Raw genomic sequence first — 23,636 nt, 5'->3', positions numbered from 1 at the left:
TTACAGCTCCTTGGGATAGCCCCCGATGCGAAAGAGCGAATCCAGCTTGTGATCGACATGGGCCTTGGTGGCGTCGTCATACATCGACGCAAAGTCGCGCGGCCGGTCCGAGGCGTTGAGATGGGGCAGGGGATGTGTCTCGTCCAGCCCGTAGCGGGCCATCAGGTCGGACAGCGAAGCGGCCAGGGTCTCGAAGCGGATCAGTTCGAGGGGCAGCTTGTCCCGCACGCGTTCGGGCGGCACGAAATTGGCGAAATCGGCGATCGTCACCCGGGCGCAGAACTCGGGAAAGGTGGTCTCGGCGGCCAGGGCAAAGCTGGGCCGGTCGCGCACCCGCGGGTTGCGGTCATAGCTGCGCCGCAGGAAGGCGTAGTTGGACACCATCTGGTCATAGGGATTGCGGATCGGCACCAGGCAGGCGCGAAAGCCCAGGATGTCGACGTCGCGCTCCTTCAGCACCTTGCGCGCGGCCATGAAATTGTCGTGGCCCCCGGCCACCTCAAGGTGCACGTCCTCGTCGGCGCCCATGCCGATCTCGCGGACCTGGCCCTTGGACACCCGGCCATGGATCGGTCCGGCGAAGTTCTGGCAGAAGTAGACGGCCACCGATTTGCCGGCGGTCTTGGGGTAATGCAGAAGTAGGAAGTCGTCGTTGTAAAGCATCGTGGCCCGGTTCGTTTCGGGCGGCCATGGCGGCCGGCCCGTCTGTATCGCCGGGCCTAGCACCAAGCCGCAGGCGCATGCAACGGCGGGCGGGTCATGGTGCCCGATCCAGGGGCGTGGCCGGCCGGACCGGCGGAAAATCGCGCTGATCCAGATGCTTGGCCCGGTCGGGGCCGGGCGCGGGGACGCCCGGTGGCGCGGTAGAGTGATCTGCAACCCTGCCCTTTAGGGCTTTCCATTTTCCCGGCGCCGGTGTTCTCTGCCGCGAACCGCAGGGAGGCAGACATGGCGCACAGGATCAGGATCATCGGGCTCTTGCGCTTCTCGGTCCTGACGCCGACCTATTATTCCGAACGCTTCCCCACGCTGGATGCCATCGCCGCCCATATCTGGTCGCCCGAGCGTATGGCCCTGCGTTTCCACCTGTTCGAAAAGCTGTGTCTGCCGTCGCTGACCGGCCAGACCGATGCCGATTTCGAGTGTATCATCCTGACCGGTGAACGCCTGCCCGCGGCCTATCGCGACCGGCTGGCCGACCTGTTGGCCCCGCATCCCAACCTGCATCTGCGGGCCGTGGGCACCGACAACCATTACCAGCTGCTCAAGGATGGCTACAATTCCATCGACCTGGGCGATGCCACCCACAAGGCCCTGTTCCGCCTCGATGACGACGATGCCGTCGACCGCCGGTTCATCGCCCGCACGCGGAAACGGGCGCGCGGGCTGCTGGCCCTGCAGGACGCCCGGACGCCGACGATCATTGCCTATAACCGGGGGTTCTACGTGCGCCGGGACGAGACCGGCGACAACGAGATCTTTGACGCTACCGAACGCGCGCCCCTGTCGACGGGCACGACGCTTCTGTGCCCGGTCGATTACCATCGCAACCCCTACCGCTATAACCACCGGGCGCTGGCCCAGCATTACACGACCTATTCCGACATCTCGGTCCCGGCCTTCATCCGCACGATCCACGGCGACAACAAGTCGAACCCGACCCAGATGGGCCAGACCCACAAGATGGCCGAACCGCGCATCCGCAAGGCGCTGGACAAGAATTTCAACGTTTCCTACCCCGATCTGAAGGCCCTGTGACCATGAGCCCGAACTTCCAGGGCGCGCTGCTGATGATGGGCAGCATGACCGCCTTCACCGTCAATGACGCCATCGTCAAGGCCGCCGGGGCCGACCTGCCGCTGATGCAGATCCTGACGATGCGCGGGGCGCTGTCTTCGCTGATGATGCTCTGGCTGGCCTGGGCCACGGGCACGCTGAACCTGGCCTTCTCGCGCCGTGACTGGTGGCTGATCGGCCTGCGCTCGCTCTGCGAGGCCGCAGCGGCCTGGTTGTTCCTGACCGCCCTGATCAACATGCCCATGGCCAATGTCAGCGCCGTGCTGCAGATGCTGCCCCTGACGGTCACCGCCGGCGCCGCGCTGTTCTTCCGCGATCCGGTCGGCTGGCGCCGGACGCTGGCCATCTGCCTGGGCTTCTGCGGCATGCTGCTGATCGTGCGCCCGGGGCCCGAGGGCTTTTCGGTCTATTCGCTCTATGCCGTGGCCGCCGTGGCCTGTGTCACCTGCCGCGACCTCGTCGTCCGCCGGATCTCGTCCTCGGTCAGCTCGATGTCGGTCTCGTTGGTGGGGGCGGTGGCCGTCTGCCTGTCGGCCGGGCTGTTGTCGACGGGTGTCGACTGGGCGCCGGTCAGCGGGCGGCTGTGGGTCATGATCGTCTGTTCCTCGGCCCTGGTCATGGCCGGCTACCTGCTCAGCGTCATGGTCATGCGCGTGGGCGAGGTGTCGTTCATCGCGCCGTTCCGCTATACCTCGCTGCTGGTTGCGCTGATCCTAGGCTACCTGGTCTTCGGCGACTGGCCGACCCCGCTGACCCTGCTGGGCGCGGCCATTGTCGTGGGGTCGGGGATCTTCACGCTCTACCGCGAAAGGGCCGTGCGCGAGGGCGCATAGAGCCGGCGCACCAGGTCGGCATCGATGTTGTAGGTCGCCCGGAAATGGGCCTCGCCGGCGGCGTCCAGCGGGGTCAGGGTCACGGGCTTGACCCCGGGCTTCTGGCGGCTGTCGTTGAAATCGTTGTGGCCGCGCACCAGCATGTCCTCGCCCGTCAGGCTGAGCAGGGGCATGCGCTGGCCGACCTTGGCATGGGCAAAGTTCATCACCGTCTGGGCCACGTCGGCCCGGAACATCAGGGCCAGGGCGGCCGTGGTACAGGGCTTGTTGGTCGGGGTGGTGGCAATGCCGGACGGGCCGGGCCGGGCGATATGGCCCTGGCTGAAATCGATGGCCACGTGGCGGTGATTGCGCAGCAGGCCGCGGATGTCGCGGGCCGCCGCGCGCAGCTTTTCGACATAGCTCACGGCCACGGCATCATCGTCATCCATGCGGAATTGCAGCGATGGACCCTTGCCCGTCCGATGGTCGTTGATCACCTCCTGCATGACCTGGCGGTGCGGTCCCGGCGGCCGGGCCAGCAGCCGCGCCTGGGGCATGTCGGCCAGCAGATCGGCGAGGCGCGCGCGGAAGGGCGCGGGGAGCGTGTCGCCGATGACGACCAGGAAGGTGAAATCCCCGTCGGTCTGGGCGCGCAGGGCGGGCAGGGTGAAGGATTCGAAGGTGCGAAACCGTTCCTCCAGCCGGGCGGGATCATAGAGAAACGCGATTCGCTCGGCGATCGTGCCGTGTTCCACCTGAAAGCCGCCTTCGGCCGGATAGGAAAACCGGCACAAACCGATGACCTGCACGGGGAAATCCTCCTGTCGGTGATTGACGAGCGCCGCGTCACGCAGCATTAGGGGCACCGTCTGTCCCTGGCAACCTTGCCCGGGTGTTGACAGCCCCCACGACTCCCTATAAATGCCCGCTATCCCGGCGCAGGGCTCATGGCCCGCGGCCGGCTTCAATACTGCCGAGGTCACGATCCGGCCCCCTGGGCCCGATCCTCTGGAAACCCGCCGCACCGGTCCTTCAAGCAGGGATCGCGTCGCGGTTGCTGCGCTTTTGCGGCGGCATCGGACGACGGGCCGAACTGGGCCCTGCTTGAACTGAGAACCGCACGCACGCGCGTGCAGAAACATGTGTGTTGCGAATACGGGGATAAAACCGGAATGCCAACGATCCAGCAGCTGATCCGCAAACCGCGGCAGCCCAAAGTGAAACGCTCCAAATCCATGCACCTCGAGCAGTGCCCGCAGAAACGCGGCGTCTGCACGCGGGTTTACACCACCACGCCGAAGAAGCCGAACTCGGCCATGCGGAAGGTGGCCAAGGTGCGTCTCACCAACGGCTTCGAGGTGATCAGCTACATTCCGGGTGAAAGCCACAACCTGCAGGAGCACTCGGTCGTGCTCATCCGCGGCGGCCGTGTGAAGGACCTTCCGGGTGTCCGTTACCACATCCTGCGCGGTGTCCTGGATACCCAGGGCGTCAAGGACCGGAAGCAGCGTCGTTCGAAATACGGCGCGAAGCGTCCCAAGTAAGAGGATTAGGATATGTCCCGCCGTCACGCCGCCGAGAAGCGCGAAGTTCTGCCGGACGCCAAGTATGGCGACCGCATTCTGACGAAGTTCATGAACAACCTGATGTACGACGGCAAGAAATCGGCCGCCGAGCACATCGTCTACAACGCGCTCGACCGCATCGAAGCCAAGGTCAAGCGCGCCCCCGTGGAAGTGTTCCACGAGGCGCTGGACAACATCAAGCCGTCGGTCGAGGTTCGCTCGCGCCGGGTTGGTGGTGCGACGTACCAGGTCCCCGTCGAAGTGCGCCCCGAGCGCCGCGAAGCCCTGGCCATCCGCTGGCTGATCAACGCATCGCGCGCCCGCAATGAAAACACGATGGAAGAACGCCTCGCCGGCGAACTGCTGGACGCTGTGCAGTCCCGCGGCTCGGCCGTGAAGAAGCGCGAAGACACCCACAAGATGGCAGAGGCCAACAAGGCCTTCTCGCATTATCGCTGGTAACCCCTAAAAGGTTCGACACCATGGCACGCGACTATCCGCTCGACCGCTACCGCAACTTCGGGATCATGGCGCATATCGACGCCGGCAAGACCACGACGTCCGAGCGCATCCTGTACTACACCGGCAAGTCCCACAACATCGGTGAGGTGCACGATGGTGCGGCCACCATGGACTGGATGGAGCAGGAGCAGGAGCGCGGCATCACGATCACCTCGGCCGCGACGACCACCTTCTGGGAGCGCACCGAGAACGGCACCGAGCCGCAGACCGAGAAGCACCGCTTCAACATCATCGACACCCCCGGCCACGTCGACTTCACCATCGAAGTCGAACGTTCGCTGGCCGTGCTCGACGGTGCCGTCTGTGTTCTGGACGCCAACGCCGGTGTCGAACCGCAGACCGAAACCGTGTGGCGTCAGGCTGACCGCTACAAGGTTCCGCGTATCGTCTTCGTCAACAAGATGGACAAGATCGGCGCCGATTTCTTCAACTGCCACAAGATGGTTGAAGAGCGCACCGGTGCACGTGCCGTGCCCGTCGCGATCCCGATCGGCGCCGAGACCGAGCTGGAAGGCCTGCTCGACCTCGTGCTGATGAAGGAATGGCTGTGGAAGGGTGACGACCTCGGCGCCACCTGGACCCTCGAGGACATCCGTCCCGAGCTGCAGGACCAGGCCGACGAATGGCGTTCGAACATGATCGAAGCCGCCGTCGAAATGGACGACGACGCCATGGAAGCCTACCTGGAAGGCGAAGAGCCCGACGTGGCTACCCTGCGCGCCCTGCTGCGCAAGGGCACGCTGGAAATGGCCTTTGTCCCGATGCTGGGTGGTTCGGCCTTCAAGAACAAGGGCGTGCAGCCCCTGCTCAACGCCGTGATCGACTACCTGCCGAGCCCGCTCGACGTGGTCGACTACATGGGCTTCAAGCCCGGCGACGAGGAAGAAGTCCGCAACATCGCGCGTCGTGCAGATGACGACATGCCGTTCGCAGGCCTCGCATTCAAAATCATGAACGACCCCTTCGTGGGCTCGCTGACCTTCGTCCGCATCTACTCGGGCAAGCTCAACAAGGGTGACACCATGTTGAACTCGACGAAGGGCAACAACGAGCGCGTCGGTCGGATGATGATGATGCACTCGAACAACCGCGAAGAGATCGATGAAGCCTTTGCCGGCGACATCATCGCGCTGGGTGGCCTGAAACAGACCACCACCGGTGACACGCTCTGCGCCAAGAACGACCCCGTCGTGCTGGAAACCATGACCTTCCCGGACCCGGTGATCGAGATCGCCGTCGAGCCCAAGACCAAGGGCGACCAGGAAAAGATGGCAACCGCGCTGCAGCGACTGGCGGCCGAAGACCCGTCCTTCCGCGTCGAGACCGACATCGAGTCGGGCCAGACCATCATGAAGGGCATGGGCGAACTTCACCTCGACATCCTCGTCGACCGGATGAAGCGCGAGTTCAAGGTCGAGGCCAACATCGGTGCGCCGCAGGTGGCATACCGCGAGACCATCGGTCACGAGATCGAGCATACCTACACCCACAAGAAACAGTCGGGTGGTTCGGGTCAGTTCGCCGAGGTGAAGATGATCATCTCGCCGACCGAAGCCGGCGAAGGCTACTCGTTCGAAAGCCGCATCGTTGGTGGCTCGGTGCCGAAGGAATACATCCCCGGCGTCGAAAAGGGCATCAACTCGGTCATGGACAGCGGTCCGCTGGCCGGCTTCCCGGTGATCGACTTCAAGGTCGCGCTGATCGACGGCAAGTTCCACGACGTGGACTCCTCGGTCCTGGCCTTCGAAATCGCCGCCCGGATGTGCATGCGTGAAGGTCTGAAGAAGGCCGGTGCGAAGCTGCTCGAGCCGATCATGAAGGTCGAAGTGATCACCCCGGAAGAATACACCGGCGGCATCATCGGCGACCTGACCTCGCGGCGTGGCCAGGTGTCCGGCCAGGACACCCGCGGCAACGCCATCGCGATCGATGCCTTCGTGCCGCTGGCCAACATGTTCGGCTACATCAACACCCTGCGGTCGATGTCGTCGGGCCGGGCCCAGTTCACCATGCAGTTCGATCACTACGATCCGGTGCCGCAGAACATCAGCGACGAAATCCAGGCAAAATACGCCTGAACCGGGACGGCGGGGTGAACCCCGCCCTACCCATCACTTGTAGGGCGGGGCTTGCCCCGCCACCCGAACGATAGGAGGCCATCATGGCAAAGGAAAAGTTTGAGCGTACGAAACCGCACGTGAACATCGGCACGATCGGTCACGTTGACCACGGCAAGACGACGCTGACGGCTGCGATCACGAAGTATTTCGGCGACTTCAAGGCCTATGACCAGATTGACGGCGCGCCGGAAGAAAAGGCCCGCGGGATCACGATCTCGACGGCTCACGTGGAATACGAGACGGAAAACCGTCACTACGCCCACGTCGACTGCCCCGGCCACGCCGACTACGTCAAGAACATGATCACCGGTGCCGCCCAGATGGACGGCGCGATCCTGGTCGTGAACGCCGCCGACGGCCCGATGCCGCAAACGCGCGAGCACATCCTGCTGGGCCGCCAGGTCGGCATCCCGAAGATGGTCGTCTTCCTGAACAAGGTCGACCAGGTGGATGACGAGGAACTGCTCGAGCTGGTGGAAATGGAAGTCCGCGAGCTGCTGGAATCGTACGAATACCCGGGCGACGACATTCCGATCATCGCCGGCTCGGCCCTGGCCGCGCTGGAAGGCCGTGACGCGAACATCGGCGAAGACAAGATCAAGGAACTGCTGGCCGCTGTCGACGAGTACATCGACACGCCCGAGCGGGCCGTTGACCAGCCCTTCCTGATGCCGATCGAAGACGTGTTCTCGATCTCGGGCCGCGGCACGGTTGTGACCGGCCGCGTCGAGCGTGGCGTGATCAACGTCGGCGACGAAATCGAGATCGTGGGCATCAAGGACACGCAGAAAACGACCTGCACGGGCGTTGAAATGTTCCGCAAGCTGCTGGACCGCGGCGAAGCCGGCGACAACATCGGCGCCCTGCTGCGCGGCATCGACCGTGAGAAGGTCGAGCGCGGCCAGGTTCTCTGCAAGCCCGGCTCGGTGACCCCGCACACCAAGTTCGAAGCCGAAGCCTACATCCTGACCAAGGAAGAGGGTGGCCGTCACACGCCGTTCTTCGCGAACTACCGTCCGCAGTTCTACTTCCGGACGACCGACGTGACGGGCACCGTGACGCTGGCCGAAGGCACCGAGATGGTCATGCCCGGCGACAACGTGTCGTTCGGCGTCGAGCTGATCGCCCCGATCGCCATGGAGCAGGGCCTGCGCTTTGCAATCCGCGAAGGCGGCCGCACCGTCGGCGCGGGCGTGGTGTCCAAAATCGTCGAGTAAGACGGTCGGTCCGGCCGACGGCGGGGCAACCCGCCGGTTCCGGCCGGCCATATTCCAATCCTGGCGCGCGGCTCAACACCGCGCGTCATGACTTTCGGGGTCCGCAGCCCGTGGGACCGGCCCCCAAAAACAGATGGTTCGATGTGGGCGGGGAATGACCCTCGTGCCACCTCTCAACTGAAACGCCCTTTGAAGGGGAATGCGACATGGCAATTCAAAGCCAGAACATCCGGATCCGGTTGAAAGCGTTCGACTACCGCGTGCTGGACGCCAGCACCCAGGAGATCGTGAACACCGCCAAGCGGACCGGCGCACAGGTTCGCGGGCCGATCCCGCTGCCGAACAAGATCGAAAAATTCACCGTTCTGCGTGGTCCGCACATCGACAAGAAGTCGCGTGACCAGTTCGAGATCCGCACCCACAAGCGGCTGCTCGACATCGTCGATCCGACCCCGCAGACCGTTGACGCGCTGATGAAACTCGACCTCGCCGCCGGCGTGGACGTCGAGATCAAGCTGCAGTCGTAATCGGAGGGTATGTAGATGCGCTCTGGTATCATCGCTAAGAAAGTGGGCATGACGCGGCTGTTCCTCGACAGCGGCAAACAGGTGCCCGTCACCGTCCTGCAACTGGACAACCTTCAGGTCGTGGCTCAGCGGACCTCGGACAAGGACGGCTATACCGCCGTTCAGCTTGGCGCGGGTTCGCCCAAGGTCAAGCGGGTGTCCAAGGCCATGCGCGGTCATTTCGCGGCCCAGAAGGTCGAGCCCAAGCGGAAGCTGGTCGAATTCCGGGTCACCGCAGACAACCTGATCGAAATCGGTGCCGAAATCTCGGCCGAGCACTTCCTGGAAGGCCAGAAAGTGGACGTGTCCGGTACCTCGATCGGTAAGGGCTTTGCCGGTGCCATGAAACGGCACAACTTCGGCGGCCTGCGCGCCTCGCACGGCGTGTCGATCTCGCACCGTTCGCACGGTTCGACCGGCCAGTGTCAGGATCCGGGCAAGGTCTTCAAGGGCAAGAAGATGGCCGGCCACATGGGTGCAGCCCGTGTGACCACGCAGAACCTGGAAGTCGTGAAAACGGACGTGGAACGCGGCCTGATCATGATCAAGGGTGCTGTTCCGGGCGCCAAGGGCGGCTGGGTCACCATCAAGGATGCCGTGAAGAAGAAGCTGCCCGAAGGTGTGCCGCATCCGGCCGCCATCAAGGCAACCGCAGCTCCGGCCGCTGAAGCGCCGGCAGCAGAGGCGCCCGCCGAAGGGGGTGAAGAATGAAACTCGACGTAATCAAGCTCGACGGTGAGAAAGCCGGCGACATCGAGCTCGACGCCGAACTCTTCGGTCTCGAGCCGCGCGCCGACATCCTGCACCGCGTGGTCCGCTGGCAGCGCAACAATGCACAGGCCGGCACCCACAAGGTCAAGACGCGCTCGGAAGTGAGCTACTCGACCAAGAAGATCTATCGCCAGAAGGGCACCGGCGGCGCACGCCACGGGTCCAAGAAGGCGCCGATCTTCCGCAAGGGTGGCATCTACAAGGGCCCGACGCCCCGTAGCCACGGCCATGACCTGCCCAAGAAGTTCCGCAAGCTGGGCCTGCGCCACGCGCTGTCGGCCAAGGCGAAAGCCGGCGAGCTGGTGGTCATCGAGGCGGCTGAGTCGGAAGGCAAGACCGCAGCCCTGGCCAAGCAGGTCAAGAACCTGGGCTGGAAGCGCGCGCTGATCATCGACGGTGCCGCCGTGAACGAGGGCTTTGCCCGCGCCGCGGCCAACATCGATGGCCTGGACGTGCTGCCGACCATGGGTGCAAACGTGTATGACATCCTCAAGCGTGACACCCTGGTGCTCACCAAGGCGGCTGTCGAAGCTCTGGAGGCACGACTGAAATGACGGCGAAACCCGAACATTACGACGTGATCCGCAAGCCGATCATCACCGAAAAGGCCACCATGGCGTCCGAGCACGGCGCGGTTGTCTTCGAGGTGGACATCGAATCGACCAAGCCCCAGATCAAGGAAGCGGTCGAAGCGCTGTTCAACGTCAAGGTGAAGGCCGTGAACACGACCATCACCAAGGGCAAGGTCAAGCGCTTCCGCGGCCAGCTGGGCAAGCGGAAAGACGTCAAGAAAGCCTACGTGACGCTGGAAGAAGGCAACACGATCGACGTGTCCACCGGACTCTGATCGACGCCTGATACCCGGATTGAAGGCCCTCCGCGCAAGCGGGGGGCCTTTTTCGTTTTGGCCGTTGCGTGCCGGGGCAGGGGGCCGCGCGGCACCTTGAAGGGGATATACCCTTGCCCTGCGGGCGATGTCGGGCGGCGTTTCGTGCCGCGCCGGGCGGCCGGCTAAGGCAAGGCGGCCGGGCTCGGCGTCGGTGGCGAGGGGCGCTGAAGGATGGGGCAGGGCGCGGGGCGGCGGGCACCGGCCGGGCGGCTTGAGGTATGACCGTTACGAAGACCGGTCTATACTCGACCCTGCATGCGCCGGTGGGGCGTGGAAAAGGGAAAGTTGAGTAATGGAAAACGGTATCGGGTTCTTCGACATCTTCTGGTCGATCTTCTGGTTGTTCCTCATGGTTGCCTGGTTCTGGGTGATGATCTCGGTCGTGGCCGACATCTTCCGGTCCAAGGACCTGTCGGGCATCGCCAAGGCGCTGTGGATCGCCTTTTGCATCCTGCTGCCCTGGCTGGGCGTGCTGGCCTACCTGATCATCCGGGGCGACAAGATGCATGACCATCGGGCCGAGGACATCCAGAAGATGGAAGCGGCCCAGAAGGATTACATCCGCTCGGTGGCCAGCGTCTCGGCGGCCGACGAGCTCGAGCGGCTGGCCAAGCTGAAGGACGGCGGTCATCTGACCGACGCCGAGTTTGCGGCACAGAAAGCCAAGGTGCTGGGCGCCTGAGCCTGCCGCCCCTCGCGGGTCAGGGCCGGCGGGGGGCCTTTTCGTTCAAGGGTTTAAGAGTAACGGGTAGACGGGGAGGATTTCATGATGACGGGCATGGATTTCACGCGCCGTGCGCTGTTTCGCGTGGCGGCGGGCACGGCGGCGTTGGTGGGCTTGGGGCAGGGCGTGCGCCCGGCCGGGGCCCAGGCGCTGCGGGGCGCAGGGCCACTGACCAACCGCGATTTCGAACCGCTGGGCGGCCAGCCACCCCAGGACGCGCGGCGTTCGGTCGAGGATTTCGACTACCAGGTCAAGTACCAGCGCGCCTTCGAGGCCGCGCTCTGGGCGATGCCGGCGCTGGCGATCTATCGCTTCCGGGCCGCTGCATTGGAAGACCTGGGCCTGCGCGACAACGACATCATCGCCTATTCCGGCGTGGCCACGGCCAAGCTGGAGGCAACGACGGCCAATGCCTCGACACCCTACATCACGGCGTTCACCGATCTGCAGAACGGGCCGACCGTGCTGGAAATCCCGCCGGCCGGCGAGGAGGGCAGCCTGTACGGCCAGGTGGTCGATGCCTGGCAATACACGATTGCCGATGTGGGGCCGGCGGGGCTGGATGAGGGCAGGGGCGGCAAGTACCTGTTTACCCCGCCGGGCTATGATGGCGAGATTCCCGAGGGCTATCTGCATGTGCCGTCGCCCAATTACCGGGTGGCCTTTGCCTTCCGCTCGGTGCGTGGCCCGGGCATGAGCGAGGCGGATGCCTATGCCTATGCCAAGCGGCTGCGGATGTATGCGCTGTCCGAGGCGGCGACCCCGCCCGAACAGGTGTTCTTTGACCCGATCGACACGCGGTATCCGACGATGCCGATCTGGGGGCTGAGGCATTTCGAGAACCTGCATGCCATCGTGACGGTCGAGCCCATCAAGCCCGAGGACATGTTTGTCATGGGCATGCTGGCGACGCTGGGCATTCGCCATGGCGAGCCCTTTGCGCCTGATCCGGTGGCCGAACGGGCGATGATCCAGGCCAGCTATGATGTCTGGTTCTACATGCAGGAATGGTTCGACAATTTCCCGAAGGACAAGATGTTCTGGGAGGATCGCCATTATGCGTCGCTGTTGCAGGCCGACGAGAACAACACCTTTACCTGGACTTATGAGGACCGGGTCGACACGATCGAGCGGGCGGCGGAATATTTCTGGTGCACCTACATGCCCAAGGTGCTGACGGACAACCCGGCCACGCAATACCTGATGGCCATGGCCGATGCGACGGGGGCCAGGCTGGAGGGCGGGCGGACCTATCGGCTGGACGTGCCGGCCGAGATGCCGGTCGATCAGTTCTGGGCGCTGACGGTCTATGATCGGGCGACGATGGGGTTCATCTATACGGCCCAAGGGCGCACGACGCTGTCGTCCTATGACCTGGACGGGATGGTGAAGAATGCCGATGGTGGCGTGACGATCTGGATCGGGCCCGATGCGCCGGACGGGCAGGAAAGCAACTGGATCCCGACGGCCGGCAAGCGGCCGCTGCCGGCGATGCGGCTCTACGGGCCGCGGCCCGAGCTGAATGACCGCAGCTTCAAGATGCCGGATTTCGAGCCGGTGGACTGAGGGCCGGACCGGTCCCCGGTTTTCGGAACAAGCCTGTGGACAGGGCGGGCCAAGCCTGCTACCTCCCCCCAATCGTTCGGCCCCGGATTCGTTTCGGGGCCGTTTGATTTGGTCGACCGATGGGTGACATCACCCATCCTACGGCCAGCCCGGACACCGGACATGGGCGGAGAGATCCGCCGGGACGGGGAACGGGTAGGATGGGTGGTCTCACCCATCTTTCGCCGGGGACCTTCGGGGCCCTACACACATGGGATCGCGGATTACACCGACCCGGTCCCCAAACATAGCGGCGGGCAAACTCGCCGCAGCCGGGGCCAGGCCCTGGCTTTGCTAAACGGAAGACAGAAAGCATGGCACTCAAGTCGTACAAGCCGACGACGCCGGGCCAGCGCGGGCTGGTGCTGATCGACCGTTCGGAGCTGTACAAAGGACGCCCCGTCAAGGCCCTCACCGAGGGTCTGACCAAGTCGGGCGGCCGGAACAACACCGGACGGATCACCTCGCGCCGCCGTGGTGGTGGGGCGAAACGCCTCTACCGGATCGTCGATTTCAAACGAACCAAATTCGATGTCTCGGCCGTGGTCGAGCGGATCGAATATGACCCGAACCGGACGGCCTTCATCGCGCTCATCAAGTATGAAGATGGCGAGCAGGCCTATATCCTGGCGCCGCAGCGCCTGGCCGTGGGCGACACCGTTGTCGCCAGCGCAAAAGCCGACATCAAGCCGGGCAACGCGATGCCGTTCTCGGGCCTGCCGATCGGTACCATCGTGCACAACATCGAACTGAAGCCCGGCAAGGGCGGCCAGATCGCACGTGCCGCGGGCACCTATGCCCAGTTCGTCGGCCGTGATGGCGGCTATGCCCAGATCCGCCTGTCCTCGGGCGAACTGCGCCTGGTCCGCCAGGAATGCATGGCCACCGTGGGTGCCGTGTCGAACCCCGACAACAGCAACCAGAACTACGGTAAAGCCGGCCGCATGCGCCACAAGGGCAAGCGCCCGTCGGTTCGTGGTGTCGTCATGAACCCGGTCGACCACCCGCATGGTGGTGGTGAAGGCCGGACCTCTGGTGGTCGTACCCCGGTTACCCCGTGGGGCAAGGACACCAAAGGCAAGCGCACCCGCAACAAGAACAAGGCGTCGCAGAAGCTGATCATCCGCTCGCGGCACGCCAAGAAGAAAGGGCGCTGATAGATGTCTCGTTCTGTTTGGAAGGGTCCTTTCGTCGACGCTTACGTGCTGAAGAAAGCCGAAGCTGCGCGTGAATCGGGCCGCAATGAAGTCATCAAGATCTGGTCGCGCCGCTCGACGATCCTGCCCCAGTTCGTGGGCCTGACGTTTGGCGTGTACAACGGTCAGAAGCACGTTCCCGTGCAGGTGTCCGAGGACATGATCGGTCAGAAGTTCGGTGAATACTCGCCGACGCGGACCTATTATGGCCATGCGGCTGATAAAAAAGCGAAACGGAAGTAAGTCATGGGCAAGGAAAAGAACCCCCGCCGCGTGGCCGAAAACGAAGCGATGGCCAAGACCCGTATGCTTCGCACCAGCCCGCAGAAACTGAACCTCGTGGCCGCCATGATCCGCGGCAAGAAAGTCGATCGGGCTCTGACCGACCTGACCTTCTCGAACAAGCGGATCGCGCAGGACGTCAAGAAGTGCCTGCAGTCGGCCATTGCCAATGCCGAGAACAACCATGGCCTGGACGTGGACGAGCTGATCGTCGCGGAAGCCTATGTCGGCAAGAACCTGACCATGAAGCGCGGCCGTCCGCGGGCTCGTGGCCGGTTTGGCAAGATCATCAAGCCGTTCTCGGAGCTCACCATCAAGGTGCGCCAGGTTGAGGAGCAAGCCTAATGGGTCAGAAAGTCAATCCGATCGGCATGCGCCTGCAGGTCAACCGCACCTGGGACAGCCGCTGGTACGCCGACACCAAGGATTATGGTGATCTGCTGCTCGAGGATCTCAAGATCCGCGAGTTCATCAAGGATGAGTGCAAGCAGGCCGGTGTTGCCCGCGTGATCATCGAACGCCCCCACAAGAAGTGCCGTGTGACCATTCACACCGCTCGTCCGGGCGTGATCATCGGCAAGAAAGGCGCCGACATCGAGGTGCTTCGCAAGAAGCTGGCCAAGATGACGGATTCGGAACTGCACCTCAACATCGTTGAAGTGCGCAAGCCCGAGCTCGACGCCCAGCTGGTTGCGGAATCGATCGCTCAGCAGCTGGAACGCCGTGTGTCCTTCCGTCGTGCCATGAAGCGGGGCGTGCAGAACGCCATGCGCATGGGCGCCCTGGGCATCCGGGTGAACGTCGCGGGCCGCCTGGGCGGCGCCGAGATCGCACGGACCGAATGGTATCGCGAAGGCCGCGTGCCCCTGCACACCCTGCGGGCGGACATCGACTATGCGCATGCCGAAGCCATGACGCCCTACGGCATCATCGGCATCAAGGTCTGGATCTTCAAGGGCGAGATCATGGAACATGATCCGCAGGCTCGGGACCGCAAGGCCCAGGAGCTCCAGGATGGTCCGGCCCCCCGTGGCGCTGGCGGCGGTGGCCGTCGCGACCGCGACCGGTAAGGAGTAGGAAACCATGCTTCAGCCTAAGCGTACTAAGTTCCGCAAGCAGCACAAAGGCCGCATCAAGGGTGTGGCGAAGGGCGGGTCCGACCTGAACTTCGGCACCTACGGCCTGAAGGCGCTGCAGCCCGAGCGCATCACCGCGCGCCAGATCGAAGCCGCCCGCCGGGCCATGACGCGTCACATGAAGCGTCAGGGCCGGGTCTGGATCCGGATCTTCCCCGACACCGCCGTTTCGTCGAAGCCCACCGAGGTCCGGATGGGTAAAGGTAAGGGTTCGGTCGATTTCTGGGCTGCCAAGGTCAAGCCGGGCCGCGTCATGTTCGAGATCGACGGTGTCTCGGACGAGGTCGCCCGCGAGGCCCTGCGCCTGGCCGCGATGAAACTGCCGATCAAGAGCCGCGTCGTCGTCCGCGAGGACTGGTAAGCGGTCGGCGCTTCGCGCGACTGACAAGATCAAGACCCCCGGCGCAGCGATGCGGCGGGGGTTTTTCGTATCGGCCGGGCGGTGCCTTCGCCGGCTGTATCGCCTCGCCGGATGGCCGCCGGGCACCAACAGAGCGACGCAGCGCCATGAGGCCAAACGCCTCGTAGGATGGGTGCCGCGGCACCCATCCTACCTTTGCCGGCCCGCGGGATTTCGACGCAAAGAGCCCCGAGCCCACTGGCTGCGTCACCCGGAACGGGCTATGCAGCCGCCATGGCCGATATCGAATCCCTCTTCGTCACCCGTCTCTACCACGCCGCCCTGGCCGAACATGGCCCCCGGGTTGACCCGGACGAGCTGGAAAACTCCTGCCTGGTCATTGCCGAGGATGACGAGGCCGGCCAGGATTGGTGCGAGGAAAACGGCTATCCCGGCTATACATCCTATGCCTCGCTGACCGATCTGCCCTGGCGCTTTCCGATCTTCGCCGAGGTGGTCAAGGCGCTGGACGCCCATGTCGCCGCCTTTGCCGAGGACCTGGGCTTTGACCTCGACGGGCGGGAGCTCAAGCTCGAGGACATCTGGATCAACATCCTGCCCGAGGGCGGCATCCACACCAGCCACATCCACCCGCATTCGGTCATCTCGGGCACGACCTACGTGGCGATGCCCGACGGCGCCTCGGCGCTCAAGCTCGAAGACCCGCGCAGCCAGATGATGATGGCCGCGCCCGTCCGCCAGAAGACCGCGCGGCGCGAGCTTCAGAGCTTTGTCTATGTCCAGCCCAAGGTCGGCGACGTGCTGCTCTGGGAAAGCTGGCTGCGCCACGAAGTGCCGATGAACATGTCCGAAGAAGAGCGGATCTCGGTCAGCTTCAACTATTCCTGGAGCTGATCCGGGCCACGGCCCCCGTGTCGTGACGCTTGCGGGCGGACAGGACCGGACGTAAGGATTTTCGGAACGTTCGGGAGCCCACGCCCCATGTCCACACGCCCCGCATTCCAGATCGGTTCGGCCCGGGTCCCGCCCGGCAGCCAGCGCACCGTCGACCTGCCGGTCAGCACGTTTTCCGACCACACCCCGGTGACAATGTCCGTGCAGGTCGTGCATGGCCGCGAACCGGGGCCGGTGCTTTTTGTCAGCGCCGCGATCCATGGCGACGAGGTCATCGGCGTGGAAATCGCCCGGCGGCTGCTGCGCAGCCCGCAGCTGGACCGGATCGCCGGCACGTTGATGGTCGTGCCCATCGTCAACACCTTCGGCTTCCTCAACCATTCGCGCTATCTGCCGGACCGGCGCGACCTGAACCGGTCGTTCCCCGGCTCCGAGAAAGGCTCGCTGGCCGGGCGGTTGGCGCATATCTTCATGACCGAGATCGTGGCCCGGGCGGACCTGGGCATCGACCTGCATTCAGCGGCGATCCACCGCGAGAACATGCCCCAGATCCGGGTGTCGCCGGGCAAGCCCGAAACGCTGGCCCATGCCGATGCCTTTGGCGCGCCGGTGGTCATCCGGTCGAAACTGCGGGACGGCTCGCTGCGCAAGGAGGCGCAGAAACAGGGCGTCGACATCCTGCTCTACGAGGCCGGCGAGGGGCTGCGCTTTGATGAATTCTCGGCCCGGGTCGGGGTGGCGGGCATCCTGCGGGTGATGCACGGGCTGGGCATGATCCCCGAGGACGGCGTGCCCCTGGCCGAGGCGGTGCCGGTCAAGGCCAGCGAGACGGCCTGGGAACGGGCCCCGGCGGGCGGGCTATTGCGGACCTTCAAGGCGATCGGCGAGATGGTCGAAAAGGACGAATTGCTGGGCATGGTGGCCGACCCCTTCGGCGAGATCGAGGAAGAGATCCGCGCCGACACGGCCGGCCTCGTGATCGGGCGCACCAACCTGCCCATCGTCAACGAGGGCGACGCGCTGTTCCACATCGCCCAGATCTCGGCCCCCGAGGCCGAGGAACGGATCGAAAGCCTGTCGACCCAGCTTGAGGGCGTGGCCTTGTTCGACGAGGACGAGATCATCTGACCTCGGCCTGCCATTTGCCGCGACACCGGGCGGCAGATGGCCGGTGGCCGGGGCGCACAAGCCGGAAACAGCCGGTTTCCCAATCGTTTGGACTTGCAACCGGGCCGACGGAGGCCCACCTGTGGCGCCGTTGATCCGGGTGCCGAGGAGGCGTGTTGCATGGTTGAGTTGAGCGCGCTCTGGAGGGAGTTCATCACGATGTTCGTGGTGATCGATCCGATCGGCTCCATCCCCGTCTTCCTCTTTGCCGCGGCGTCGGTGCCGTCCGAGATGCGCCGCGGTTTTGCCGTGCGCGGGGTGGTCATTGCCGGGGCGGTGCTGCTGGCGTTCCTGGCCGGGGGGCAGTTCCTGCTCGAAGGGCTGGGCCTGCGGCTGGGGGCGTTCCAGGTGGCCGGGGGGATCGTGCTGTTCCTCTTCGCGATGACCATGATCTTCGGCGAGGGCAAGCCCGAGGCCGAGATCGCCGAGGCCGAGCGCGAGATGTCGCACGAGGCGCAGGCCGGGCTGATGGCCGGAGCGGTGTTCCCGCTGGCCATGCCGTCGATTGCCTCGCCGGGGGCGATGCTGGCCGTGGTCATCCTGACCGACAACCATCACGTGGCGGTCACCGAACAGGTGATCACGGCGGCCATGCTGGTGCTGGTCCTGGCGATCACGTTGGGCCTGTTGCTGGTCGCGGGGCGGATCCAGCGGCTGATCGGGCACAGCGGGGTCAGCGTGATCAGCCGGGTGATGGGCATGATCCTGGCCACGATTGCCGTGGATTCGGTGCTGACGGGCCTGGATGTGTTGGGCGTGCTGACGATGACCCAGCAGGCCATGTCCCATGCCTGGGGCATCGTGCCCGTGCTCTGATCCCGGGGGGCAGTACGGACACACCCGCCCCGCAGATCGGCGCCGAGGCCGTCCTGCAAGGGCGGAAGAGGGGGGCCGCCGGCCCCAACCGCCTTTCGACCCTGCGTCACAGGGCGGGATGGCCCGCCCGGGCCGGGCTTTCGCCCCTGCGGGGTTGCCAAGTGGGCGCAAGACGCGTAAGGGGACCGCTCATCCACGAACTCCACGGGAATCAGGGTGACCCAAGTCTTTTGGGGCCTTCTCCGTGATGTTGAAAGGAACATAGGCGATGAACGCCCAGGAACTGCGTAACAAGACGCCGGATCAGCTTCGTGAGGATCTGGTGGCTCTGAAGAAAGAAGCCTTCAACCTGCGTTTCCAGCAGGCCACCGGCCAGCTCGAAACCACCGCCCGCATCCGGACGGTGAAGCGCGACGTCGCCCGTGTGCTGACCGTGCTGAACGAAAAAGCAGCTGAAGCAGCGGAATAAGGAGCCCACCAGATGCCCAAACGAATCCTCCGCGGCACCGTGACCAGCGACGCCAACGAACAGACCGTGACCGTGTCGGTGGAACGCCGCTTCACGCATCCGGTTCTGAAAAAGACCATCCGGAAGTCGAAGAAATATCGCGCCCATGACGAGAACAACCAGTTCAAGGTCGGCGAGACGGTCCGCATTCGCGAATGCGCGCCCAAGTCGAAGACCAAGCGCTGGGAAGTCATGACTGCCGAGATGATCGAGCAGCACGAAGCCGAAAAGGCCGCCCACGCGAAGGTCCAGCAAGAGCAGGACGCGCAGCGGCATGCCGAGCACGAGGCCGCGGGTCACTAAGACCCGTGGTTTCAAACCATAGTCGAAACCCTGGGGGACAGAACAAGACCAGCCCCCACAGGTCGGGAGAAACCAAATGATCCAGATGCAGACCAATCTGGATGTCGCTGACAATTCCGGTGCCCGGAAAGTTCAGTGCATCAAGGTCCTCGGCGGATCCAAGCGCAAGTATGCGTCCGTGGGCGACATCATCGTGGTGTCGGTCAAGGAAGCCATCCCGCGCGGCCGTGTGAAGAAAGGTGACGTCCGCAAGGCCGTTGTCGTTCGCACCGCCAAGGAAGTCCGTCGCGAAGACGGTACCGCGATCCGCTTTGATCGCAACGCCGCCGTCATCCTGAACAACAACAACGAGCCCGTCGGCACCCGTATCTTCGGGCCGGTGGTTCGTGAGCTGCGCGCGAAGAACTTCATGAAGATCATCTCGCTCGCTCCGGAGGTGCTCTGACATGGCTGCAAAGCTGAAAAAGGGCGACAAGGTCGTCGTGCTCGCCGGCAAGGACAAGGGCAAGGAAGGCACCATCACTTCCGTTGACCCCAAGGCCGGCAAGGCCGTGGTCGAGGGCGTGAACATCGCCATCCGCCACACCCGCCAGTCGCAGCAGAGCCAGGGCGGTCGCATCCCCCAGGCGATGCCGATCGACCTGTCGAACCTGGCCTTCCTGGACGCCAACGGCAAAGCCACCCGCGTCGGCTTCAAGACCACTGAAGACGGCAAGAAGGTGCGGTTCGCCAAGACCACCGGAGACGTGATCGATGCTTGATACCGCTGCATACACGCCCCGTCTGCGTACCCAGTACGTCGAGACCATCCGCGCCGCTCTGAAAGAAGAGTTCGGCTACAAGAACGAGATGATGATCCCCAAGCTGGAGAAGATCGTTCTGAACATCGGCTGTGGTGCCGAGGCGGTCAAGGACAGCAAGAAGGCGAAATCGGCTCAGGAAGACCTGACCGCGATCGCCGGCCAGAAGGCCGTCGTCACCAAGGCCAAGAAGTCGATCGCCGGCTTCCGCGTCCGTGAAGACATGCCGCTTGGCGCCAAGGTCACCCTGCGCGGCGACCGGATGTACGAATTCCTGGATCGTCTGATCACCGTGGCCATGCCCCGTATCCGCGACTTCCGCGGCGTGTCGGGCAAGAGCTTCGATGGTCGTGGCAATTACGCGATGGGCATGAAAGAGCACATCGTGTTCCCCGAGATCGATTTCGACAAGGTCGACGAGACCTGGGGTCTGGACATCGTGATCGCCACCACCGCGAAGACCGACGCGGAAGCCAAGGCGCTGTTGAAAGCTTTCAACATGCCTTTCAACAGCTGAGCCTGGGAGAGACATCATGGCTAAGAAAAGCATGATCGAACGCGAGAAGAAGCGTCAGGCGCTGGTGGAAAAGTACGCCGCCAAGCGTGCCGCGCTGAAAGAGATCGCAACCGACGAATCCAAGCCGATGGAAGAGCGCTTCAAGGCGCGTCTGAAGCTTGCCAAACTGCCGCGCAACAGCTCGCCGACCCGGCTGCACAATCGCTGCCAGCTGACGGGCCGTCCGCACGCCTACTACCGTAAACTCAAGGTCAGCCGGATCGCGCTGCGGGAACTGGGCTCGTTCGGCCAGATCCCCGGTCTGGTGAAATCGAGCTGGTAAGGAGGGTTTAGAGAGATGAACGATCCTATCGGCGATATGCTCACCCGCATCCGGAACGCGCAAATGCGCCGCCGGTCGACGGTGATGACCCCCGCATCCAAGCTGCGGGCCTGGGTTCTCGACGTGCTCAAGGACGAAGGCTACATCCGTGGCTACGAGAAGGTGACCGGCGAGAACGGCCACCCGGCAATCGAAATCAGCCTGAAGTACTACGAAGGTGAACCGGTGATCCGCGAGCTCAAGCGCGTGTCCAAGCCGGGCCGCCGGGTGTACCTGGGTGTCAGCGATGTTCCGCAGGTCCGCCAGGGCCTGGGCGTGTCCATCGTGTCGACGTCCAAGGGCGTGATGTCGGACGCAAATGCACGCGCAGCCAATGTTGGCGGCGAAGTGCTTTGCACCGTGTTCTAAGGAGGCCCCCAAATGTCTCGTATTGGTAAGAAACCGGTCGAGCTGCCCAAGGGTGTCGAAGCCAAGGTCAGCGGACAGACCATCGAAGTGAAGGGCCCGAAAGGCGCCCGGACCTTCACCGCCACGGACGACGTGGCGCTGGTTGTCGAAGACAGCGCCGTCAAGGTGGAGCCGCGCGGCAAGTCCAAGCGCGCCCGCCAGCAGTGGGGCATGTCGCGGACCATGGTGCAGAACCTGGTGACCGGCGTGACGGACGGCTTCAAGAAAGAGCTGGAAATCAACGGTGTGGGTTACCGGGCCCAGATGCAGGGCAACACCCTGAAGCTGAACCTCGGCCTGTCGCACGACGTTGATTACACGGCCCCCGAAGGCGTGACGATCACCGCGCCGAAGCCGACCGAAATCATCGTGGAAGGCAACGACCAGCAGACCGTTGGTCAGGTTGCCGCGGAGATCCGTGCCTGGCGTGCTCCCGAGCCCTACAAGGGCAAGGGGATCAAGTACAAGGACGAGTACATCTTCCGCAAGGAAGGCAAGAAGAAGTAAGGACGCGAGAAATGGCAAACAGCAAACGGACCCTGTTCCTGAAGCGCCGTCTGCGCGTTCGGAACAAGCTGCGCAAGGTCAACGCCGGCCGTCTTCGGCTCAGCGTGCACCGGTCGAACAAGAACATCAGCGTTCAGCTGATCGACGACGTCGCCGGCCGCACCCTGGCCTCGGCCTCGACGCTCGAGAAGGATCTCGGCGTGGTTGGCAAGAACAACGTCGAAGCGGCGGCCAAGGTCGGCGCCCTGATCGCCGAGCGTGCCAAGGCAGCCGGCGTCGAAGAGGCGTATTTCGACCGCGGCGGCTTCCTCTTCCACGGCAAGGTGAAGGCCCTGGCCGACGCCGCGCGTGAAGGCGGCCTGAAGATCTGATGGTGCGGCGGGGTCAAACCCCGCCCTACCACCACAAGCCGTAGGGCGGGGTTCACCCCGCCTTTCGGCGCACGTGCAGGCGGGGCGATACCCGTCTCGATGACCGGGGGGCGCTGCCTGCAGCACAACCCACTGCGGTCGGACCTACCGGCGCACAAGCGCCTGTCTGAAAGGATGCCACATGGCAGAACAGAACGAACGTCGCGGCCGTGGCCGCAACCGGGACCGCGAAGAAGCCCCGGAATTCGCCGACCGCCTGGTCGCGATCAACCGCGTGTCGAAAACCGTCAAGGGCGGTAAGCGCTTCGGCTTCGCTGCTCTCGTCGTCGTCGGCGACCAGAAAGGCCGTGTGGGCTTTGGCAAGGGCAAGGCCAAGGAGGTCCCCGAGGCCATCCGCAAGGCCACCGAGCAGGCCAAGCGCCAGATGATCCGCGTGCCGCTGCGCGAAGGCCGCACGCTGCACCACGACATGAACGGCCGCTGGGGCGCCGGCAAGGTGACCATGCGCACCGCACCGGAAGGCACCGGGATCATCGCAGGTGGTCCGATGCGTGCCGTGTTCGAGATGCTGGGCGTCAAGGACGTTGTGTCCAAGTCGCTGGGCTCGCAGAACCCCTACAACATGATCCGCGCCACGCTGGACGGCCTCAAGAAAGAGCAGTCGCCCCGCAACGTGGCCGCGCGCCGTGGCAAGAAGGTTTCGGACATCCTGCCCAAGCGTGACGAAGCGCCGTCCGAGCAAAGCCAAGTCGCCGAGGAGGCCTGATCCACATGGCAAAGACCATCGTCGTCAAGCAGGTCGGTTCGCCGATCCGCCGCCCCGCCAAGCAGCGCCAGACGCTGATCGGCCTGGGCCTGAACAAGATGCACAAGACCCGCGAGCTGGAAGACACGCCGTCGGTCCGTGGCATGGTGAACTCGATCCCGCACCTGGTGGAGATCGTGGAAGAGCGCGACGCGTAAGCGTAACGTCACACTTCCATCACATAAGAAAGCGTCCCATAACTGGGGCGCTTTTTTCGTTTCTAGGCAAGGATTTATTTCGATGTTGGGAATGATTTCCATGATGTCGGCCGCGCAAAGCTGGCAGGACGCGGCGGTGGCCTATGGCCGGCTCTACTGGTCGGCACAGGAAGTGATGCAACGCCGGACGATGCAGATGGCCCTGGGCCAGATGCGCCCCGAAGAGGCCGCGCGCATGGTCTTCGAGAAACCGGCCGCCTTTGCGTCGGCCTTCGAACGGGCCGCGCGGGCGACGGTCAAGGGCTATGACCCGATGTCGGTGGCGCTGGCCGCCGTGCAGCCGATCGGCGCGCGCACGCGGGCCAATGCCAAGCGGCTGCGCCGGGGCTGATCTGGCCTGGCCGGGCGGTGATGGGGCACCGGCCGGATCGTGATCGCGGGTGATCGGGGGGGGC

The 23,636-nt window shown here is 64.3% G+C and carries 33 protein-coding genes and 1 pseudogene; 32 read left to right on the top strand and 2 right to left on the bottom strand.

The features are described from left to right. The gene (locus ACK3BB_RS21135) at positions 1–663 is read right to left on the bottom strand and encodes a hypothetical protein (protein ID WP_428926608.1); all 663 of its coding nucleotides are present in this window, start codon (positions 661–663) and stop codon (positions 1–3) included. A 285-nt stretch (positions 664–948) separates the two neighbouring features. Between ACK3BB_RS21135 and ACK3BB_RS21130 the strand changes: the two genes are divergently transcribed. Both ACK3BB_RS21130 and ACK3BB_RS21125 read left to right on the top strand, forming a co-directional pair. Continuing rightward, a complete protein-coding gene (locus ACK3BB_RS21130; RefSeq protein WP_428926607.1) occupies positions 949–1,758 on the top strand; it encodes a glycosyltransferase in 810 nt (269 codons plus the stop codon). Positions 1,759–1,760: 2 nt separating this feature from the next. Continuing rightward, entirely contained in the window at positions 1,761–2,630 is an 870-nt protein-coding gene (locus ACK3BB_RS21125) for a DMT family transporter (protein WP_428926606.1), read from the top strand. Here the strand turns inward: ACK3BB_RS21125 and ACK3BB_RS21120 are convergent. Next, positions 2,597–3,469, bottom strand: coding sequence for a putative rhamnosyl transferase (locus tag ACK3BB_RS21120; RefSeq protein WP_428926605.1), 873 nt, complete (start codon positions 3,467–3,469; stop codon positions 2,597–2,599). The two genes, ACK3BB_RS21125 and ACK3BB_RS21120, sit on opposite strands and share 34 nt — an antisense overlap. A 315-nt stretch (positions 3,470–3,784) precedes the next feature. Here ACK3BB_RS21120 and rpsL point away from each other — a divergent pair, with 315 nt between their 5' ends. The 30 genes and pseudogenes from rpsL (at position 3,785) to ACK3BB_RS20970 (ending at position 23,572) form a co-directional block, all read left to right on the top strand. After that, positions 3,785–4,156: a 30S ribosomal protein S12 gene (gene rpsL, locus ACK3BB_RS21115; RefSeq protein WP_005621086.1), complete on the top strand. Its 372-nt coding sequence runs from the start codon at positions 3,785–3,787 to the stop codon at positions 4,154–4,156. A 12-nt stretch (positions 4,157–4,168) separates the two neighbouring features. After that, a complete protein-coding gene (gene rpsG, locus ACK3BB_RS21110) occupies positions 4,169–4,639 on the top strand; it encodes a 30S ribosomal protein S7 (RefSeq protein ID WP_428926604.1) in 471 nt (156 codons plus the stop codon). 20 nt (positions 4,640–4,659) lie between these two features. Then, on the top strand, positions 4,660–6,777 hold the full coding sequence (gene fusA, locus ACK3BB_RS21105; protein WP_428926603.1) for an elongation factor G: 2,118 nt from the start codon (positions 4,660–4,662) through the stop codon (positions 6,775–6,777). Positions 6,778–6,860: 83 nt separating this feature from the next. Next, positions 6,861–8,036, top strand: coding sequence for an elongation factor Tu (tuf, locus tag ACK3BB_RS21100; protein WP_428926602.1), 1,176 nt, complete (start codon positions 6,861–6,863; stop codon positions 8,034–8,036). Between the two features lie 212 nt (positions 8,037–8,248). Further along, positions 8,249–8,563 (top strand): 30S ribosomal protein S10, encoded by a 315-nt coding sequence (gene rpsJ / locus ACK3BB_RS21095; RefSeq protein ID WP_024809816.1) that lies wholly within the window; start codon positions 8,249–8,251, stop codon positions 8,561–8,563. Between the two features lie 15 nt (positions 8,564–8,578). Beyond that, positions 8,579–9,313, top strand: a complete 735-nt coding sequence (rplC, locus tag ACK3BB_RS21090) for a 50S ribosomal protein L3 (protein ID WP_428926601.1) — start codon at positions 8,579–8,581, stop codon at positions 9,311–9,313. Beyond that, complete coding sequence (gene rplD / locus ACK3BB_RS21085) at positions 9,310–9,927, top strand: 50S ribosomal protein L4 (protein WP_428926600.1); 618 nt, start codon at positions 9,310–9,312, stop codon at positions 9,925–9,927. The genes rplC and rplD overlap by 4 nt, the downstream gene beginning before the upstream one ends. Beyond that, positions 9,924–10,220, top strand: coding sequence for a 50S ribosomal protein L23 (locus tag ACK3BB_RS21080; protein WP_428926599.1), 297 nt, complete (start codon positions 9,924–9,926; stop codon positions 10,218–10,220). The genes rplD and ACK3BB_RS21080 overlap by 4 nt, the downstream gene beginning before the upstream one ends. A 334-nt stretch (positions 10,221–10,554) precedes the next feature. Next, positions 10,555–10,944: an SHOCT domain-containing protein gene (locus ACK3BB_RS21075; RefSeq protein ID WP_428926598.1), complete on the top strand. Its 390-nt coding sequence runs from the start codon at positions 10,555–10,557 to the stop codon at positions 10,942–10,944. A gap of 84 nt (positions 10,945–11,028) precedes the next feature. Beyond that, on the top strand, positions 11,029–12,552 hold the full coding sequence (locus ACK3BB_RS21070; RefSeq protein ID WP_428926597.1) for a DUF1254 domain-containing protein: 1,524 nt from the start codon (positions 11,029–11,031) through the stop codon (positions 12,550–12,552). Positions 12,553–12,905: 353 nt separating this feature from the next. Then, positions 12,906–13,748, top strand: coding sequence for a 50S ribosomal protein L2 (gene rplB, locus ACK3BB_RS21065; protein WP_428926596.1), 843 nt, complete (start codon positions 12,906–12,908; stop codon positions 13,746–13,748). Positions 13,749–13,751: 3 nt separating this feature from the next. Beyond that, positions 13,752–14,030, top strand: coding sequence for a 30S ribosomal protein S19 (gene rpsS, locus ACK3BB_RS21060; protein ID WP_088652357.1), 279 nt, complete (start codon positions 13,752–13,754; stop codon positions 14,028–14,030). A 3-nt stretch (positions 14,031–14,033) separates the two neighbouring features. Beyond that, on the top strand, positions 14,034–14,414 hold the full coding sequence (gene rplV, locus ACK3BB_RS21055; RefSeq protein ID WP_428926595.1) for a 50S ribosomal protein L22: 381 nt from the start codon (positions 14,034–14,036) through the stop codon (positions 14,412–14,414). Then, positions 14,414–15,139: a 30S ribosomal protein S3 gene (gene rpsC / locus ACK3BB_RS21050; RefSeq protein ID WP_428926594.1), complete on the top strand. Its 726-nt coding sequence runs from the start codon at positions 14,414–14,416 to the stop codon at positions 15,137–15,139. The genes rplV and rpsC overlap by 1 nt, the downstream gene beginning before the upstream one ends. A gap of 13 nt (positions 15,140–15,152) precedes the next feature. Continuing rightward, positions 15,153–15,566 (top strand): 50S ribosomal protein L16, encoded by a 414-nt coding sequence (gene rplP, locus ACK3BB_RS21045; protein ID WP_428926593.1) that lies wholly within the window; start codon positions 15,153–15,155, stop codon positions 15,564–15,566. 273 nt (positions 15,567–15,839) lie between these two features. Further along, the gene (locus ACK3BB_RS21040) at positions 15,840–16,460 is read left to right on the top strand and encodes a 2OG-Fe(II) oxygenase family protein (protein WP_428926592.1); all 621 of its coding nucleotides are present in this window, start codon (positions 15,840–15,842) and stop codon (positions 16,458–16,460) included. Positions 16,461–16,547: 87 nt separating this feature from the next. Continuing rightward, on the top strand, positions 16,548–17,588 hold the full coding sequence (locus tag ACK3BB_RS21035; protein WP_428926591.1) for a succinylglutamate desuccinylase/aspartoacylase family protein: 1,041 nt from the start codon (positions 16,548–16,550) through the stop codon (positions 17,586–17,588). Positions 17,589–17,747: 159 nt separating this feature from the next. Beyond that, positions 17,748–18,443, top strand: coding sequence for a MarC family protein (locus ACK3BB_RS21030; protein WP_428926590.1), 696 nt, complete (start codon positions 17,748–17,750; stop codon positions 18,441–18,443). 268 nt (positions 18,444–18,711) lie between these two features. Then, positions 18,712–18,912, top strand: a complete 201-nt coding sequence (gene rpmC / locus ACK3BB_RS21025; RefSeq protein ID WP_428926589.1) for a 50S ribosomal protein L29 — start codon at positions 18,712–18,714, stop codon at positions 18,910–18,912. Between the two features lie 12 nt (positions 18,913–18,924). Beyond that, a pseudogene (gene rpsQ / locus ACK3BB_RS21020) lies at positions 18,925–19,152 on the top strand (30S ribosomal protein S17); the annotation flags it as partial. A gap of 178 nt (positions 19,153–19,330) precedes the next feature. Then, positions 19,331–19,699, top strand: a complete 369-nt coding sequence (rplN, locus tag ACK3BB_RS21015) for a 50S ribosomal protein L14 (RefSeq protein WP_088650278.1) — start codon at positions 19,331–19,333, stop codon at positions 19,697–19,699. A gap of 1 nt (position 19,700) precedes the next feature. Then, a complete protein-coding gene (rplX, locus tag ACK3BB_RS21010) occupies positions 19,701–20,015 on the top strand; it encodes a 50S ribosomal protein L24 (RefSeq protein ID WP_428926588.1) in 315 nt (104 codons plus the stop codon). Continuing rightward, entirely contained in the window at positions 20,008–20,571 is a 564-nt protein-coding gene (gene rplE, locus ACK3BB_RS21005; protein WP_428926587.1) for a 50S ribosomal protein L5, read from the top strand. The genes rplX and rplE overlap by 8 nt, the downstream gene beginning before the upstream one ends. A 16-nt stretch (positions 20,572–20,587) precedes the next feature. After that, a complete protein-coding gene (gene rpsN / locus ACK3BB_RS21000; protein WP_428926586.1) occupies positions 20,588–20,893 on the top strand; it encodes a 30S ribosomal protein S14 in 306 nt (101 codons plus the stop codon). Between the two features lie 15 nt (positions 20,894–20,908). Next, positions 20,909–21,301, top strand: a complete 393-nt coding sequence (gene rpsH, locus ACK3BB_RS20995; protein ID WP_428926585.1) for a 30S ribosomal protein S8 — start codon at positions 20,909–20,911, stop codon at positions 21,299–21,301. A 12-nt stretch (positions 21,302–21,313) separates the two neighbouring features. Next, a complete protein-coding gene (rplF, locus tag ACK3BB_RS20990; protein WP_428926584.1) occupies positions 21,314–21,847 on the top strand; it encodes a 50S ribosomal protein L6 in 534 nt (177 codons plus the stop codon). An 11-nt stretch (positions 21,848–21,858) separates the two neighbouring features. Next, positions 21,859–22,218 (top strand): 50S ribosomal protein L18, encoded by a 360-nt coding sequence (gene rplR, locus ACK3BB_RS20985; protein ID WP_428926583.1) that lies wholly within the window; start codon positions 21,859–21,861, stop codon positions 22,216–22,218. Positions 22,219–22,399: 181 nt separating this feature from the next. Continuing rightward, entirely contained in the window at positions 22,400–22,984 is a 585-nt protein-coding gene (rpsE, locus tag ACK3BB_RS20980) for a 30S ribosomal protein S5 (protein WP_428926582.1), read from the top strand. Positions 22,985–22,989: 5 nt separating this feature from the next. Then, a complete protein-coding gene (rpmD, locus tag ACK3BB_RS20975) occupies positions 22,990–23,181 on the top strand; it encodes a 50S ribosomal protein L30 (RefSeq protein ID WP_111776343.1) in 192 nt (63 codons plus the stop codon). Between the two features lie 82 nt (positions 23,182–23,263). Further along, on the top strand, positions 23,264–23,572 hold the full coding sequence (locus ACK3BB_RS20970) for an antifreeze protein (RefSeq protein WP_428926581.1): 309 nt from the start codon (positions 23,264–23,266) through the stop codon (positions 23,570–23,572). Positions 23,573–23,636: the final 64 nt, after the last annotated feature.

Source organism: Marinibacterium sp. SX1, assembly GCF_050389775.1.
Taxonomy (GTDB): domain Bacteria; phylum Pseudomonadota; class Alphaproteobacteria; order Rhodobacterales; family Rhodobacteraceae; genus Marinibacterium.
This window is presented reverse-complemented; position numbering and strand designations above follow the sequence as displayed.